We start from the raw sequence: 14,856 nt of genomic DNA, 5'->3' as shown, positions 1-14,856 counted from the left end.
CCGGCAGCGGGAGGCAAGGACATGAGCATGACATTCGACATCCAGCCCGCATCCAATCCGACGCCTGAGAAGGACCGTGTCGCCAAGCTGGTGGATCCCGGCTTCGGGCGGGTGTTCACCGATCACATGGCCATCGTCCGCTACAACCAGGCCAAGGGCGGCTGGTACGAGGCGAAGATCGAGGCGCGCGCCAACTTCCAGCTCGATCCCGCCGGCGCGGTCCTGCACTACGCCCAGGAGATCTTCGAAGGCCTGAAGGCCTACAAGCGCGACGACGGCGGCGTGAACCTGTTCCGCCCCGACGCCAATGCGCGGCGCTTCAAGGACTCGGCCGATCGCATGGCGATGGCGCAGCTGCCGGAAGACGTCTTCATCGAGGCGGTCGAGCAGGTCGTGCGCATCGACCGCGCCTGGATGCCGGGCGGCGAGGGCAGCCTTTACTTGCGCCCGTTCATGATCGCGAGCGAGACCTTCCTCGGCGTCAAGCCGTCGTCCGAATACATTTTCGCGGTGATCGCCTCGCCGGTCGGCTCCTACTTCAAGGGTGGGCCTGCGCCGGTCTCGATCTGGGTGTCGGAAAACTACACGCGCGCCGCGATCGGCGGCACCGGCGCAGTGAAATGCGGCGGCAATTATGCCGCGAGCCTGCGCGCCCAGGCCGAGGCGATCCAGCATGGCTGTGACCAGGTCGTCTTCCTCGATGCGGTGGAGCGCCGCTACATCGAGGAGCTCGGCGGCATGAACGTGTTCTTCGTGTTCGACGACGGCTCGCTCTCGACGCCGCCGCTCGGCACCATTCTGCCCGGCATCACCCGCGACTCCATCATCGCGCTCGCCCGGGATGCGGGCAAGACGGTGCGCGAGGAGCCTTATTCGCTCGATCAGTGGCGCAAGGATGCGGCCTCAGGCAGGCTCAAGGAAGCGTTCGCCTGCGGCACCGCCGCCGTGATCTCGCCGATCGGCAAGGTGCGTTCGGTCAGCGGCGACTTCGAGATCTCGGGCGGTGCGGCCGGCCCCGTCGCCATGGGCTTGCGCAAGCAGCTCGTCGACATCCAGTACGGCCGCACCAACGATCCGCACAACTGGATCCGCAAGGTGTTTTGAACTGGAATATTCGCTGCGCTCTTCCTTCTCCCCTTGTGGGAGAAGGTGGCACGCGAAGCGTGCCGGATGAGGGGTCTCTCTCCACGCAGCCAAATCTGCATTTGCGGATAAAACCCCTCACCCGTCTCGCCGCTATCGCGGCGATCCACCCTCTCCCACAAGGGGAGAGGGGAAAAGCGCAAGGTTTGTGGACTTTTGCGCTATGAACTCCTCGCCACAACTACGCGACAAAGCCAGGACACAACAAGCATCCTGGACATCGCGATCATGGCAATGAAACTCTCCCAACCCATGAAATGGGTCGTACTCGCCGCCATCACCGGCGCTTCCGTTTTCGGCATCCTGACCATCGGCCCGACGGGCGAGGTCGCAGCGCAGGACCGCTCGCCGATCGTCGACGTGCGCACCGGCGATCCCGAGATGAATGCGGCGATCGCGCGAGCCCGCGCCACGCTCCCCACCTTCTGGACTTCCTATGAATCGCCAAAGCCGTCCGAGACCGGACACGCCCTGAAGGTACACTTTACGACCCGCAGGGGCGGCGAGCACGTCTGGATCGGCGAACTGAAGAAGCAGCCCGGCGGGACATATTCGGGTCTGTTCGCCAACGAGCCGCGCGATCTGCCGGGCAAACACGCAGGCGACGCGGTCAAGTTCACCGAGGCCGACATCTCGGACTGGATGTTCATGCGCAACGGCAAGATCGTCGGGGGCGAAACCATCAAGCCGCTGCTCAAATCCATGCCGAAAGCCGACGCCGACGCGCTCCGGGCGCGGATGGAGCAGCCGTAGAATGACCTTCTTCCTTCTCCCCTTGCGGGAGAAGGTGGCGCGAAGCGCCGGATGAGGGGTTGTTTCCGCGAACTCAGCATGGCGTTTGTGGATAGAGACCCCTCACCCGTCTCGCCGCTTCGCGGCGAGCCACCCTCTCCCGCAAGGGGAGAGGGTAAAAGCCCCCGGTTGCCGCCCCGCGCCGCGGCTGGTAAACGCCGCGCATGGCCGAGAAACCCAAAAAACCCCAGAAGCTGAAGGCGCGTCTGCCGCGCGGGCTCGAGGATCGCGATCCCTCAGCGATCCGGGCGACGCGCGAGATGGTCGAGAAGATCCGCGCCGTCTACGAGCTCTACGGTTTCGAGCCGGTGGAGACGCCGGCGATGGAATACACCGATGCGCTCGGCAAATTCCTGCCCGACCAGGACCGCCCGAACGAGGGCGTGTTCTCGTTCCAGGACGACGACGAGCAATGGATCAGCCTGCGCTACGATCTCACCGCGCCGCTCGCCCGCTATGTCGGTGAGCGCTACGGCACCGACGGTCTGGTGCTGCCCTATCGCAGCTACCGCGTCGGCTATGTCTTCCGCAACGAGAAGCCCGGCCCCGGCCGCTTCCGCCAGTTCATGCAGTTCGATGCCGACACGGTGGGGGCACCCACACCTGCGTCGGACGCCGAGATGTGCATGATGGCGGCCGATACGATGAAGGCGCTCGGGCTTGAAGGGCAGTTCGTTGTTAAAGTGAACAACCGCAAGGTGCTCGATGGTGTGCTGGAGGTCGTAGGGCTTGCAGGAGAGGCCAACGCGGGGAAACGCCTAGTGGTACTGAGAGCGATCGATAAGTTGGATCGTTTGGGCGTCGAAGGCGTCAAGCAGTTGCTGGGAAGCGGACGCAAAGACGAGAGCGGGGACTTTACAAAGGGGGCCGAACTTGATGAGCAGCAAATTTCCCGACTAAGTGAATTTGTCGAGATGGCTGTTAAGACCTCCAACGATTTGGCGGCAGGCAAGGGCAGTGAGTTCTTGGCGCCTCAAAACATTGATCAAGACGCCTTTATGATTCCGGAACAGGGATCATTTTACGCAGGCTCGACTCTGTGCATGGAGGGGTGGGCAGAGCTTGAGTACATGCGAGCCTTGTTTCGCAAGTCCGGATATGGGGTCGATCAAATCCGCATCGATCCGTCCGTCGTGCGCGGCCTCGAATATTACACCGGCCCCGTCTACGAGGTCGAGCTGCTGCTCGACACCAAGGACGAGAAGGGCCGCCCGGTGCGCTTCGGCTCCGTCGGAGGCGGTGGCCGCTATGACGGCCTGGTCTCGCGCTTCCGCGGCGAGCCGGTGCCGGCAACCGGCTTCTCGATCGGCGTGTCGCGGCTGCAGGCGGCGCTGACGCTGCTCGGCAAGCTCGACACGCGGCCCGAATTCGGACCCGTCGTCGTCACCGTGTTCGACCGCGACCGCGTCGCCGACTATCAGAAGATGGTCGCGAGCTTGCGAGGTGCCGGCGTCCGCGCCGAACTCTATCTGGGCAATCCCAAGAACATGGGCAACCAGCTCAAATATGCCGACCGCCGCAACTCACCTTGCGTCATCATCCAGGGCTCGGATGAAAAGGCGCGTGGCGAAGTGCAGGTCAAGGATCTGATCGAAGGCGCCAAGGCGGCCGCCGCGATCGCCTCCAACCAGGAATGGCGCGAGACCCGGCCGGCACAATTCTCATGCAGCGAAGCCGATCTCGTCGCCAAGGTGCGCGAAGTCCTGGCCCGCCATGACGTGAAGTGGGGATAGCTATTCCGGCAGGTCGTCATGCCCGGGCTTGTCCCGGGCATCCACGTCTTGTTTGATGGAAAAGAACGTGGATGGCCGGGACAAGCCCGGCCATGACGGCAGCAGCAGAGCAGCAGGGAGAGAAAAATGCCTGAGATCACCATCAGCATGGCCGAAGGCCGTACCGACGAGCAGAAGGCCGGCATGATGCGCGACATCACCCAGGCGCTGGTGAAGAATCTCGGCGTCGATGCCGATGCCGTCGTCATCCAGATCAACGAAGCCCCGCTCCGCCACAAGATGAAGGGCGGCAAGACCTTCGTGGAGCGCGCGGCAGCAGCGAAGAAGTGACACGTTAGCGTCATTCCGGGGCGCGCTGCGTCCCGGAATGGCGAGCAAGCACCATGGACGCACGCGACTTCATCACAACAGGCATGAGCGCCGAGCGCACGCTGGTGGTTCCGGTGGAGCGCACGGTCGGGCATTTCGTGTCCGGCATGCCATTTGTCTATGCGACGCCGATGATGATCCTGGAGATGGAGATGACATCGGGCGATGCGATCCGCGCCGCGCTGCAGCCGGGCTGGGTCACTGTCGGTACCGAGGTCGACATCCGTCATCTTGCCGCCGCGCTGGTCGGCGCGACGGTGCGGACCACCGCAAAGGTGGTCGCGGTCGAGCGCCGCGTCATCCGCTTCGAGGTCGAGGCGTTCGAGGGCACGCGCAAGCTCGGCGAAGGCCGCCACGCGCGCGGGCTGGTGAATGTCGAGATGTTCAACAAGCGGCTAGCCGCGGGCACGAAATCGTAGGGTGGGCAAAGGCGCAAAGCGCCGTGCCCACCATCACTCCTCAGACTCGTATAAAGGTGGTGGGCACGGCGCTTTGCCCACCCTACGGCACTACCGCAGCTTCCTACTTCGCCAGCTCCTTCGACCGCTGCGTCGCCGCCGCGATGGCGCGGATCATGAGATCGCGCAGGCCCGGCTCGCCCATCAGCACGCCGAGCGCTGCGGCCGTCGTGCCGCCGGGCGAGGTGACGTTCTGGCGCAAGGTGGCAGGGGGCAGCTCCGACTGGTTGAGCAGCTCGCCGGAGCCGGCGACGGTCTCGCGGGCGAGCTTGGTCGCGAGCGCTTCGGGCAATCCCGCTTCGACGCCGGCGCGAGCGAGCTCTTCGGCGAGCAGGAACACATAGGCCGGGCCCGAGCCGGACACCGCGGTGACCGCATCCATCAAGCCTTCGTCCTCGACCCATTCGACCGAGCCGGTGGCGCGCAGCAACGCATCCGCTATCGCGCGCTGCGCGGCGCTGACGTCGTTCGCCGCGACCGCGACGGTGATGCCGCGGCCGATTGCGGCCGGCGTGTTCGGCATCGCGCGCACCACGGCGCCGCCGCAGACCGCCTGGAGCGAGGCGATCGTGGTGCCCGCCATGATCGAGACCACCGAGGTCTTGTCCGAGACGAACGGCTTCAGCTTGGCGCCAGCCTCGCGGAACATTTGCGGCTTCACCGCCACGACCAGCGTCTCGACCGCTCCCAAGGTCTTCACATCAGGATTGAGAACGACGCCCTTGGCGGCCAGCGCAGAGATCTCGGGCGCCATGTGCGGCTCGATCAAAGCGACGCGGCGCGGATCGAGCCCGCCCGAAAGCCATCCGGTCAGCATCGCGCCGCCCATCTTGCCGGCGCCGGCGAGCAGGATGGTGCCGGCGATGTTCTGGAGAGGATTGTTGGTTGCCACTGTGATCACCCAAGCAAAGGTGTCGTCCCTGCGAACGCAGGGACCCCCGCGCGAGCGTTTGCGCTCGTCGCATAACCACGACCGGTTCTAATGGATCAAGGTGTTGGCAACAAGCCGCGTGCCACAAGATGAATCACGGTATGGGTCCCGGATCTTCGCTTCGCTCGTCCGGGACGACGGCGGAGGGCGAGGCGAGCCCTACGCCTCGCCGACCGTGTCGAACATCGCCGCGTCCATGGCCTGCGCGGTGGTCTTGCCGGCCCACACCACGAACTGGAACGCGGGGAAGTAGCGCTCGCAGGCATGGATGGCGCCGGCGAGCATGACTTCGCATTGCGCGGGCGAAGCGGTGAGGCCGCCCGGCAGCACCAGGGCCTGGCGGTGCATCACCATGCCGGTGTTGGTCCACAGGTCGAAATGGCCGACCCACAGCTGCTCGTTCACGGCGGCGACGAGCCGCTGCACCTCGCCGCGGCGCGCGGGCGGAATCTTCATGTCGAAGGCGCAGGCCAGATGCAGCGCCTCGATCTCGCCCATCCAGGTGAAGGAGAGCTGGTAGTCGGTCCATTGTCCCTTGGAGACAATCGTGAGTTCGTCTTCGCCGGAGCGTTCGAACGGCCAGTTGTTGCTGGCGGCGATGTCCTCGACCACCGCGAGCGGATGGTTTCTGGAATCGATAGTGCCTTCGAGCAGGGACATGCCGTCTCGACCTCTTGCCTTCTTGTTGTCTTTGATACGCACGCGGTTGGGCCCGGCACGCGCTCCCTAAACGTCGCTACGGCGTCCCCTCGGATTAGCCTATGCAATCTCCTCGGAGTCGCTGTTGCGATCCCTCGGATCAGCGCGGGCCTGTCGCGGATCAAGTGATGTGATTTGCGGAATCTGCGCAACGGGGTCGCGAGTCCGTCCACAAGCCAGGACTCGTTCGTCCACAGCTCATCTCCGCCACAATTCTTAACGGACGAGAACAAACCGGAATCGGATTCCGCAAAAGCGCTCGCCGCAAATTCCGCCGGGCGAGGGCTGGGCCGCCGTCCGGGCATGGGACCATGCGCTTTGCCCATGCGGAACACGCTTGCCGCGACTGCCCGCCGGCGGCATATTTCCGACCAGGCCGTTCATCCCGGACGGCCGATGTTCTCAGGGCGGGGTGAAAGTCCCCACCGGCGGTAAGGGCCGAAAGGCCCAAGCCCGCGAGCGCCTTCCGCGAGGGGTTATCCCGAAGGGAAGGGTCAGCAGATTCGGTGCAACTCCGAAGCCGACGGTTAAAGTCCGGATGAAAGAGAACGGTCGCTGGCAGACGCATCGAGACGATGCGGCTGTTTGTCGTTCCGTGTGCCCTGATTCTGGTCCTTAAACCGAGGAAAGCCATGAATCAGATGCTGCAAGATCCCCAAACCGAAACGTCCCAAACGCCGCCGCCGGTTCCCGTGGACCCGGCACCTGCGCATCCGCGCTTCGCCAAACCGCAGCGGGTGGCCTTCGTGCAGGCCTGCTGGCACCGCGACGTGGTCGCGGAAGCCCGCATCGCCTTCATGAAGGAGGCGGAAGCCCGTCACCTCACCCATGTCGACCTGTTCGAGGTGCCGGGCTCGTTCGAGATCCCGCTGCACGCGCAGGTCCTCGCCAAGACGCGGCGCTACACCGCGATCGTCGCGGCCGGCCTCGTCGTCGATGGCGGCATCTACCGGCACGAATTCGTCGCCGACACCGTGATCAAGGCGCTGATGGACGTGCAGCTGCGCACCGAGGTGCCGGTGTTCTCGGCCGTGCTGACGCCGCAGCAATTCCACGAGACCGAGGTGCATTACGACTTCTTCCGCAAGCACTTTGCGATCAAGGGTGTCGAGGTCGCGACCGCCTGCGCGGAGACGTTGCACGGCCTGGAGCGCCTGCGCGGCCAGGTCGCCGCGGGGATCGTGGGGTAGGCACACTGCCGTAGCAACCATTAAAGCGGCGCCCGATTGCCTTGAGCATGACGCCGCGCTTGCGACCGTCAAGGCGTGGCCTTTCAGCAGCGGGTGTGAGGCGAGAGCAGAGCGACGGCCAGCCTTGACGGCCGCTGCGCGCGGCGTCGTTGTGGCGGCAGGTCGGGACGAAGAAACGGTCGCCTGATCGAACAAAGAAACGCGGTCAGACGGCGGGCAGCTTGGCGCGTTGAGGCACCTCGGCCACCCAGGGAGTTCCGCGGGCGACGACGGCGTTGATGGTGACGAGCAGCTTTCTGGCGCAGGCGATGCGCGCGCATTTGTGGCGTTTGCCGGCTGCGATCAGGCGGGCGTACAGAGCCTTGAGCTGCGGATTCCAGCGGAAGGATGCCGCGAGAGCCGCGTTGTAGAGCGCCCGGCGCAGGCGTTCGCGGCCACCCTCGATGTGACGGGCGCCGGCGTGATTGCCGCTGTCGTCGTCATAAGGCGCCAGCCCGCCGAGAGCTGCAGCGGGCCCGCGCGTGATGTTGCCGACCTCGGGCATCCTGACCAGGACGGCAACGGCGGTCGGCAGGCCGCAGCCGGCGACGCTATAGATCAGATCGAGCCGTGCGGCCAGATCAGGGTGCTGGCGGATCGCCGCCAGCAGCGCTTTGAGTTCGGCTCGTTTGGACTTGGCCAGGAGCGCGATCTGCGCCTTCCAAATCCCTTGAATCCGCGTGTCGCGGCAACTCTCGAGCCGGTTCTTCAGTCTTGCGATGTCCTCCGTGATCTGGTCGATCATCGTCAGATGCTCGGCAAAGGGCTGCAGGCGCGGATCCGGAGCGGGATGGATCGTCTTGACCGCAGCAGTGCACATCGCGATCAGCGCCGCGTCGATCTTGTCGTTCTTGGCCAGCAGCTGATGGAACGTGGCATAGGCACAGACCTGCTTCGGCTGAAACAGGATGACGACGAACCGCTTGCGCCGCAGCTCGGCGACCACCGCCTGCTCGTAGCCTCCACTGGCCTCGATCCCTATCCGCTTGACCTTGCGGCGCTTCAGCCACTCCACCAGCGCCTGGTGGCCTTCTACCGTGTTGTCGACCTGCCATTGCTCCGAGCTGCCGTCGACCGCCACGTCGAGCTTATGTTTGCCGGTATCGATCCCGGCACAGATCGTGATACGCTTGGCCATCTTCCTCGACCCTCCCTTGTGAATGCGAACCTGAAGTTCGTTCAACCATGCGGGTCCCGATGAAGTGCCGACCGCGATCTTGCTACGAAACGCAGCCCTTCAAGGCTTCGGTGGGCATCGATCCGATCGATCGGCGGCCCAGCTCGGGCGGCCACCCGGGCTGGGCCATTCCTCACGGAACGGGGCCATCCTAACCCGGCGCGCTAATACAAGGGTGGGCAAAGCGCAAGCGTGCCCACCTCTTCTCGCGAGACAAAAGGGTGGGCACAACGCTTTGAGCCTTTGCCCACCCTGCGATGCGATCGCCTCTCGTCACCCCAGCGACACACCCGCCTTGGCTCGGGTGATCCCAAGCGTCAGGATGCGACGCAGAAGATCTCCATAGTTCAGCCCGTCGTGCTGAGCCGCGGTGGCGAATTCCTGGCTCTTGGCGATCTCCGGGTTGGGATTCGCTTCGATGAAATACGGCGTGCCGTCGGCGGCGAGACGAAAATCGATGCGCGCGTAACCGTCGAGGCCGAGCGTCCGGTAGATGCGTTTCGCGGCACGCTGGATGCGTGCGGTGACTTCGGGCGCAAGGTCATTCGCCGGCCCGTCGACGATGCCGACGCGTTCCTGGTACTCGGTGTCGTGCTTGGCTTTTTCGGTGGCGATGTGGCGTGACCTGCGCCCGCCCATGCTGCCGAACTTCAATTCCCAGACCGGCAGGACGCGCAGCCGGTTGTTGCCGAGCACGCCGACATAGAGCTCACGACCCTCGATGAACTGCTCGGCGATGGCGGCGGTCTCCACGCGCTCATGGATGAAGGCGACCCGTTCCGCCAGCTTCTCGTCGGTATCGACGATCGAGGCCTGCGATATGCCAAAGGACCCGTCCATGTTCAGCGCCTTGACGATCAGCGGCAGCGCAAGATGTTTTGGCCGTTTCACCTTGCGGCGCATCGGGAAGACGGCGAAGGCGGGCGCCGCGATACGGCGGTGATGCGCGAGCGTCTTGGACAGATCCTTGCCGCGCGCCAGGATCAGGCCACGCGGGTTGCAACCGGTGTAGGGCACCTTCATCAGCTCGAGATAGCTGGCGATGTGCTGGTCGTAGGCGACGTTGTAGTGGAACTCCTCCAGCAGCGTGAAAACCACGTGCGGCTTGAACTCCTCGATCGCTTCGCGGATCGGTCTGATTTCCTCCTGCGCACCGAGCGGGCGCACCTCGTGGCCGGCCGCACGCAAGGTGCTGACGACGTCGTATTCCGTTTTCCAGATGTTGATCTCCTGCGGCGTGTATCCGTCGGAGGAGTCCGGCGGCAGGAAGTCCGGATGCATCAGCACGAGAATACGGAGGCGTCTCATAGCGCGATCCATTTGCGCCGAGACGGGCCAAACAGCGCGTGCATCGTCTTGGCGGTCACGAGGACAATGAAATCGAGAACGAGCTTCTGTTCGGGGCCCACGGCACGCAAATCGAGATCGCGGCAGCGGGAGATCATCTCGTCAAGCACGGCATCGAGCGTGAGCTGGTTCTCGCCCGTCCAGCGCGCGACCAATTGCCTGATCTGGGCGCGGTGCCGCCTGATCAGGGTCGAGGCCGGCGTTGACCGATGGTGCCGCGGGTCGGCTGAAAACAGCCGGGAGAGGTCGCGGTCGTAGGTCTTTGGTGGCGTGAACGCGTAGAACGCCTGCTTTTTCTTGTAGTGCTCTTCGAGTGTCTGGCTGAGCCGACCCAGCGGATCGACGCGCTCCCGCGTCGTGATCGACGGCCGCTTTCCAGCGATCTCGCTCATCAGCTCGTCGACATATTCGAGCTTCTTCAGCGCCGGCCAGCCGGCATATCGCGTTCGCCAGTTCGAGCGCGGCCGTAGCCACACCGCAAAGGTTTCGGCGAAATCTTCGTCCGGATGGCTCTGTGCGTACCAGAGCCGAAGGTGTTGAACGTAACGCCGGCTGGCGGGATTGGGCCGGTAGTAGCGCGGGTAGTGCTTCGACGATGGGCCGAACAGCTGCTGCCAGCGCCGCCGCCGCTGCAGCTGGTAACCATGCTGCAAGGCATGCCCGGCCTCGTGACGGAGGATGGCCATGCACTCGCGCCAGGTTCCGCCCTCGACGTCGAACATCATCTTCTTCTCGAGCTTCATCAGGCGCGGATGGGCGAGATAGAAGGGGATGGCGATGCCGGGCACGTCGCCCGGACTGAACCATTCGCTCGAGATCCATGTGTGCGGCCGCAGCCGGATGCCGCGCTCTTCGAGTTCCTCGTAGAGCGTGCCGACGCAGTCCTCGAGCCAGGTGCCTTCGACCGTAACCCTCAGGCTGCGGAGGCGTTGCTTGAGCAACTCGTCATCCGACAGCTTCTCCCAAGCAAATTTCCGGCGTGGCATCAGGCATCCAGAGGGCAGAGATGACTCGGTATCTGGATGATGTCATGGGTCGCCGACGGCAACAACCCGCGGGGGCTGTGATGCGGGGACCGTGGCGTTGCGGGATGGTCGTCGTTCCGGGGCGTGCGTAGCACGTGCCGGGATCCATCGATCTACGCGGACCGGAAGATGGATTCCCGGTTGGCCTCCCTCCAGGCGTCCGGAATGACGGCCGCAAAAAAATCAGTCGAACAGGCTCGACACCGATTCTTCCGCCGCCGTGCGCGCGATCGCGTCCGAGATCAGGCTGGCGATTGGCAGCGTGCGGATGTTCGGCGCCTTGGTCACCGCCTCGGTCGGCAGGATGGAGTCGGTGATCACCAGCTCCTTCAGCCTGGAGCCGGCGATGCGGGCGGCGGCGCCGCCGGAGAGCACGCCGTGGGTGATGTAGGCGTAGACGTCCTTGGCGCCCTTGGCGAGCAGCGCATCGGCCGCATTCACCAGCGTGCCGCCGGAATCGACGATGTCGTCGACGAGGATGCAGGTGTGGCCGGAGACGTCGCCGATCACGTTCATGACCTCGGATTCACCCGGGCGCTCGCGGCGCTTGTCGACGATGGCGAGCGGGGTGTTGATGCGCTTGGCGAGGCCGCGCGCGCGGGCGACGCCGCCGACGTCGGGCGAGACCACCATCGTCTTGGTCAGGTCGAACTTGTCCTTGATGTCGCGCACCATCAGCGGCGCGGCGAAGAGGTTGTCGGTCGGAATGTCGAAGAAGCCCTGGATCTGGCCGGCATGCAGGTCGAGGGTCATGACGCGGTCGACGCCGGCCTGCGTGATCATGTTGGCGACGAGCTTGGCCGAGATCGGCGTGCGCGAACCGGACTTACGGTCCTGCCTGGCGTAGCCGAAATAGGGCAGCACCGCGGTGATGCGGCGCGCCGAGGAGCGGCGCAGCGCGTCGGTGATGATGAGCAATTCCATCAGATGGTCGTTGGCGGGGTACGAGGTCGACTGGATGACGAAGGCATCCGAGCCGCGGACGTTCTCCTGGATCTCGACGAAGATCTCCATGTCGGCGAAGCGCCGCACCACCGCCTTGGTCAGCGGCAGGTCGAGGCCTTGCGCGATCGCCTGGGCGAGGGCCGGATTGGAGTTGCCGGCGACGAGCTTGATGGAGCCGTTTTTGGCCGACATGGACGCTTCCTCCCGCGCTTTGCTGGATACGACCTTCAACATCAGAAAATACCCGCTGGCAGCACGGTTACGACGGGCGAGGAAATATCAGGCGGAAGGCCGCAATGGCAACCCGGGATGATACGTTTTCCCTTTGAAAATCCTGAGTCGGGCCAACGGCTTGGCCGCAAGTTGCGGCCGTGGTTTAGCGGGGGTTATTGCTCGGCATAGCCGAGCGCAGAGGCCGGCATGTTAGGCGCGGGCGCGTCCTTGACGACGCTTGCCACTGCCGGTCCCCGCAACGCCGGAGCCGCGCCTGGTGCATCCGGCGCTCCGTTGATCATGTTGGAAAGTCCGCTGAATCCGGCCTGGGCGATCTTCCGCAGCACGAGGTCGTCGGCAGCAGCCCAGGCGTCGCGACCAGCCTTGGCCGAGGTCGGTTCCTCGCCGGAGAGGCGTAGCGCGCGCTGCTGGTTGGCGTCGTAGACGTCCCAGACCCAGGCGATCACGGTCTTGCCGCGCACCACCTGGGCGGAGAGGTAGCTGCGCACGCGATAGGCAGCCGTGCCCTCGCGGGAGACCACGGACAGGCTGCGCAGCTTGGATTCGCTGTCGAGCACGCCGACCATGCGGTCGAACACTTGCGGCGGTGGGCCGTCAATCGATTCGAAGGCAACGGTCGCCCCGCTGCCGGCGCTCGGCGCCATCGCATAGGAATTGGCGACACTGCCGCCACCCCCGGCGCAGCCGCCAAGCGCGGCCGCTGCCGCCAGCAGCATGACCGCCAGCACGCGCGAACCCGCGCGGCGGAAGATGAATGACGCGTCCCTCATTATGGAGGGCAGCGATATCGTTAAAATCGATTAAGGTCTAGGGCAGGCGCGACACAGGCCACTGTCATCGTGTCGGGGCATCGCCCCGGAAAAACACGGAGTTGCCCGTGTGTTCACGCTTCCAGCGCAATCGCGTGAACGTGGCGGCCGTAATCCGGCTCCTTGCGATGCACCGAGCGGCGATAGCTGAAGAAGCGCTCGTCGGCGTAGGTGTCGAGACCGAGGTCGTCGATCATCAGGATGCCGGCGGCCTCCAGACGCTTGCGGATGAAGCCGGCGAGGTCGAACATCGCGTGGCCCTCGCGTACCGACGGGATGAAGAACACAGCGTTCTCCGCATCCGCCTCGATGAAGCGCGCGACGAACTCGTTGCCGACCTCGTAGCTGTCCTGGCGGATCAAGGGGCCGATCGCGGCGATGATGCCGCCGCGCGTGGCGCCGAGCTTCTCCATCGCCGCGATGGTCGCTTCCAGCACGCCTGTCAGCGCGCCCTTCCAGCCGGCATGCGCACCGCCGATCACGCGTGCCTGGGGATCGACGAACAGCACCGGCCCGCAATCGGCGGTGGAGACGCCGAGCGCGATGCCCGGCGTCTTCGTCACCAGCGCATCGCCTTTCGGCCGCGGCCCGCTCGGCCACGGTGCCTCGGCAATGAGCACGTCGGGCGAATGGATCTGGTGCAGGCTGATGAAGCGCTCCGGCGCGACGCCGACATGCTCGGCCATGCGGCGCCGGTTCTCGGCGACCAGGGCCTGGTCGTCGTTGGAGCCGAGCCCGCCGTTCAGCGCGGAATAGATCCCGCCGGAGACGCCGCCTTCGCGGGTGAAGAAGGCATGGCGGAGGCCGGGCACTGCCGACAGCAGCGACGAAGCGATCGTCATGAGGCCTCTCCTGCCTGTTCGAGATCGCTGAGGCCGGCAAGGCCCGTCAGCCGCGGCTCGGAGATGCCGAGCACCTTGAACATCGAGCCCATGCCGCCACGCCCGGTATCGGTCAGGCGCTTGAGCGCCACTGAAATGTCGGTGGCGACGTCGGGCGCAGCTTTCTGCATCAGGGCGGCGGCGCGGGTGTCGATGCCGATCCGCTTGAGGAAGTCACCTTGCGTCACCGGCCCATGCACGCGCGCGCCGACATCCTCGGCCGCGCGCGCCAGCGCCTGGAAATCGACATGGGCGGTGACGTCGGCCTGGCCCGGCGCCTTCAAGGGATCGGCGAAGGTGTGGCGTGCGATGGCCTGGAAGGTATCGCCGGCGTCGCTGCGTAGATGGCCGTAATCGATGATCAGCGCCGCGCCGTCCTGATCGCGCACGCGCGTGGCGAGCTTCATGATCTCGCCGTCGGGGCGCCACTCGAACACGGCACCGATGGGGGCGGCGCGCACCAGGGGCGGCAGCAGCACGTCGAAGCGGGGCGTCGGCTCCGGCGCCGCGCCGAACTGAAGCTTGCCGTTGGGATCGATCTCGATCACGCGCTCGTGCCAGCCGTTCTCGAGCCGGACCATCTGGTAGATCGGCAGCACGTCGAAATATTCGTTGGCGAGGATGATGCTCGGTCCTTCCGGCACCTCGTCGATGCTGTCGTGCCAGGCGATGTTGCGCACGTTGGCGAGCGTCGCGCTCTGCCGGTCGCGCAACACGGGATTGACCTCGACCATGTGGATGTGGAGCGCCTGGTAGAGCGGCGGCAGCACGCGGAGAGCGCGCAGCGCATCCGCCATCATGGTGCCGCGGCCGGGGCCGAGCTCGATCAGCCGCAAGAATTGCGGCGAGCCCATCTGCTTCCACACCGAGGCGGTCCACAACCCCAACAGCTCGCCGAACATCTGGCTGACTTCGGGCGCCGTGGTGAAATCGCCCTCGCGCCCGAGCGGATCGCGCGAGACGTAATAGCCGTAGCGCGGATGCATCAGGCACAGTTCCATGTACCGCCAGACCGGCATCGGTCCAGAGGATTTGATCAGCGCCTTGATCTCGTTGAGGAGCGGCTGGTCGGTCACGGCGGTCT

The 14,856-nt window shown here is 65.2% G+C and carries 15 protein-coding genes and 1 riboswitch; of the genes, 6 read left to right on the top strand and 9 right to left on the bottom strand.

Annotated features, from left to right (window positions below):
* Positions 1-21: 21 nt before the first annotated feature.
* The 5 genes from AB7M16_RS14060 to AB7M16_RS14040 all read left to right on the top strand — a co-directional run bounded on the left by AB7M16_RS14060 (position 22) and on the right by AB7M16_RS14040 (position 4,456).
* Positions 22-1,104 (top strand): branched-chain amino acid aminotransferase, encoded by a 1,083-nt coding sequence (locus AB7M16_RS14060; protein ID WP_453944240.1) that lies wholly within the window; start codon positions 22-24, stop codon positions 1,102-1,104.
* 267 nt (positions 1,105-1,371) lie between these two features.
* Positions 1,372-1,896 (top strand): YegJ family protein, encoded by a 525-nt coding sequence (locus AB7M16_RS14055; protein ID WP_260380980.1) that lies wholly within the window; start codon positions 1,372-1,374, stop codon positions 1,894-1,896.
* Positions 1,897-2,099: 203 nt separating this feature from the next.
* Positions 2,100-3,668, top strand: coding sequence for a histidine--tRNA ligase (gene hisS, locus AB7M16_RS14050; RefSeq protein ID WP_453944239.1), 1,569 nt, complete (start codon positions 2,100-2,102; stop codon positions 3,666-3,668).
* Between the two features lie 126 nt (positions 3,669-3,794).
* The gene (locus tag AB7M16_RS14045; RefSeq protein ID WP_025033847.1) at positions 3,795-3,998 is read left to right on the top strand and encodes a tautomerase family protein; all 204 of its coding nucleotides are present in this window, start codon (positions 3,795-3,797) and stop codon (positions 3,996-3,998) included.
* Between the two features lie 53 nt (positions 3,999-4,051).
* On the top strand, positions 4,052-4,456 hold the full coding sequence (locus AB7M16_RS14040; RefSeq protein ID WP_453944238.1) for a thioesterase family protein: 405 nt from the start codon (positions 4,052-4,054) through the stop codon (positions 4,454-4,456).
* 103 nt (positions 4,457-4,559) lie between these two features.
* Here AB7M16_RS14040 and proC read toward each other — a convergent pair whose 3' ends face one another.
* Together proC and AB7M16_RS14030 are read right to left on the bottom strand one after the other, a co-directional pair.
* Positions 4,560-5,387 carry a pyrroline-5-carboxylate reductase gene (proC, locus tag AB7M16_RS14035; RefSeq protein WP_453944237.1) on the bottom strand — a complete coding sequence of 276 codons (828 nt, stop codon included), beginning with the start codon at positions 5,385-5,387 and terminating at the stop codon, positions 4,560-4,562.
* A 198-nt stretch (positions 5,388-5,585) separates the two neighbouring features.
* Positions 5,586-6,086, bottom strand: a complete 501-nt coding sequence (locus tag AB7M16_RS14030; RefSeq protein WP_212259371.1) for a type III secretion system chaperone family protein — start codon at positions 6,084-6,086, stop codon at positions 5,586-5,588.
* A 433-nt stretch (positions 6,087-6,519) separates the two neighbouring features.
* Positions 6,520-6,679, top strand: a riboswitch (FMN riboswitch).
* 78 nt (positions 6,680-6,757) lie between these two features.
* Here AB7M16_RS14030 and AB7M16_RS14025 point away from each other — a divergent pair.
* Positions 6,758-7,315: a 6,7-dimethyl-8-ribityllumazine synthase gene (locus AB7M16_RS14025; protein ID WP_453944236.1), complete on the top strand. Its 558-nt coding sequence runs from the start codon at positions 6,758-6,760 to the stop codon at positions 7,313-7,315.
* Positions 7,316-7,520: 205 nt separating this feature from the next.
* Here AB7M16_RS14025 and AB7M16_RS14020 read toward each other — a convergent pair whose 3' ends face one another.
* The 7 genes from AB7M16_RS14020 to AB7M16_RS13990 all read right to left on the bottom strand — a co-directional run bounded on the left by AB7M16_RS14020 (position 7,521) and on the right by AB7M16_RS13990 (position 14,848).
* Positions 7,521-8,492 carry an IS110 family transposase gene (locus AB7M16_RS14020; RefSeq protein ID WP_453944235.1) on the bottom strand — a complete coding sequence of 324 codons (972 nt, stop codon included), beginning with the start codon at positions 8,490-8,492 and terminating at the stop codon, positions 7,521-7,523.
* Between the two features lie 312 nt (positions 8,493-8,804).
* Complete coding sequence (locus tag AB7M16_RS14015) at positions 8,805-9,839, bottom strand: D-alanine--D-alanine ligase family protein (protein ID WP_453944234.1); 1,035 nt, start codon at positions 9,837-9,839, stop codon at positions 8,805-8,807.
* Positions 9,836-10,864, bottom strand: a complete 1,029-nt coding sequence (locus AB7M16_RS14010) for a putative zinc-binding metallopeptidase (protein WP_172788753.1) — start codon at positions 10,862-10,864, stop codon at positions 9,836-9,838. Before AB7M16_RS14010 ends, AB7M16_RS14015 begins: the two co-directional genes overlap by 4 nt.
* Positions 10,865-11,086: 222 nt before the next feature.
* The gene (locus AB7M16_RS14005) at positions 11,087-12,040 is read right to left on the bottom strand and encodes a ribose-phosphate pyrophosphokinase (RefSeq protein ID WP_172788752.1); all 954 of its coding nucleotides are present in this window, start codon (positions 12,038-12,040) and stop codon (positions 11,087-11,089) included.
* 194 nt (positions 12,041-12,234) lie between these two features.
* Positions 12,235-12,852, bottom strand: a complete 618-nt coding sequence (locus AB7M16_RS14000) for a hypothetical protein (RefSeq protein ID WP_453944233.1) — start codon at positions 12,850-12,852, stop codon at positions 12,235-12,237.
* A 113-nt stretch (positions 12,853-12,965) separates the two neighbouring features.
* On the bottom strand, positions 12,966-13,733 hold the full coding sequence (gene pgeF, locus AB7M16_RS13995; protein WP_453944232.1) for a peptidoglycan editing factor PgeF: 768 nt from the start codon (positions 13,731-13,733) through the stop codon (positions 12,966-12,968).
* Positions 13,730-14,848 carry an SAM-dependent methyltransferase gene (locus AB7M16_RS13990; protein WP_439401547.1) on the bottom strand — a complete coding sequence of 373 codons (1,119 nt, stop codon included), beginning with the start codon at positions 14,846-14,848 and terminating at the stop codon, positions 13,730-13,732. The genes pgeF and AB7M16_RS13990 overlap by 4 nt, the downstream gene beginning before the upstream one ends.
* Between the last annotated feature and the right edge of the window lie 8 nt (positions 14,849-14,856).

The organism is Bradyrhizobium sp. USDA 372 (assembly GCF_053629095.1).
The sequence above is the reverse complement of the archived record's forward strand: the minus strand, read 5'-3'. Positions and strand labels throughout refer to the sequence as shown.

Excerpts from the sequence above, each read along its gene's own strand:
- AB7M16_RS14030 (WP_212259371.1), bottom strand. The coding sequence starts at position 6,086 with ATGTCCCTGCTCGAAGGCACTATCGATTCCAGAAACCATCCGCTCGCG.
- pgeF (WP_453944232.1), bottom strand. The coding sequence starts at position 13,733 with ATGACGATCGCTTCGTCGCTGCTGTCGGCAGTGCCCGGCCTCCGCCAT.
- AB7M16_RS14060 (WP_453944240.1), top strand. The coding sequence starts at position 22 with ATGAGCATGACATTCGACATCCAGCCCGCATCCAATCCGACGCCTGAG.
- AB7M16_RS14000 (WP_453944233.1), bottom strand. The coding sequence starts at position 12,852 with ATGAGGGACGCGTCATTCATCTTCCGCCGCGCGGGTTCGCGCGTGCTG.
- AB7M16_RS14025 (WP_453944236.1), top strand. The coding sequence starts at position 6,758 with ATGAATCAGATGCTGCAAGATCCCCAAACCGAAACGTCCCAAACGCCG.
- AB7M16_RS14055 (WP_260380980.1), top strand. The coding sequence starts at position 1,372 with ATGGCAATGAAACTCTCCCAACCCATGAAATGGGTCGTACTCGCCGCC.
- AB7M16_RS14010 (WP_172788753.1), bottom strand. The coding sequence starts at position 10,864 with ATGCCACGCCGGAAATTTGCTTGGGAGAAGCTGTCGGATGACGAGTTG.
- AB7M16_RS14040 (WP_453944238.1), top strand. The coding sequence starts at position 4,052 with ATGGACGCACGCGACTTCATCACAACAGGCATGAGCGCCGAGCGCACG.
- AB7M16_RS14020 (WP_453944235.1), bottom strand. The coding sequence starts at position 8,492 with ATGGCCAAGCGTATCACGATCTGTGCCGGGATCGATACCGGCAAACAT.
- hisS (WP_453944239.1), top strand. The coding sequence starts at position 2,100 with ATGGCCGAGAAACCCAAAAAACCCCAGAAGCTGAAGGCGCGTCTGCCG.
- AB7M16_RS14005 (WP_172788752.1), bottom strand. The coding sequence starts at position 12,040 with ATGTCGGCCAAAAACGGCTCCATCAAGCTCGTCGCCGGCAACTCCAAT.
- AB7M16_RS14045 (WP_025033847.1), top strand. The coding sequence starts at position 3,795 with ATGCCTGAGATCACCATCAGCATGGCCGAAGGCCGTACCGACGAGCAG.
- AB7M16_RS14015 (WP_453944234.1), bottom strand. The coding sequence starts at position 9,839 with ATGAGACGCCTCCGTATTCTCGTGCTGATGCATCCGGACTTCCTGCCG.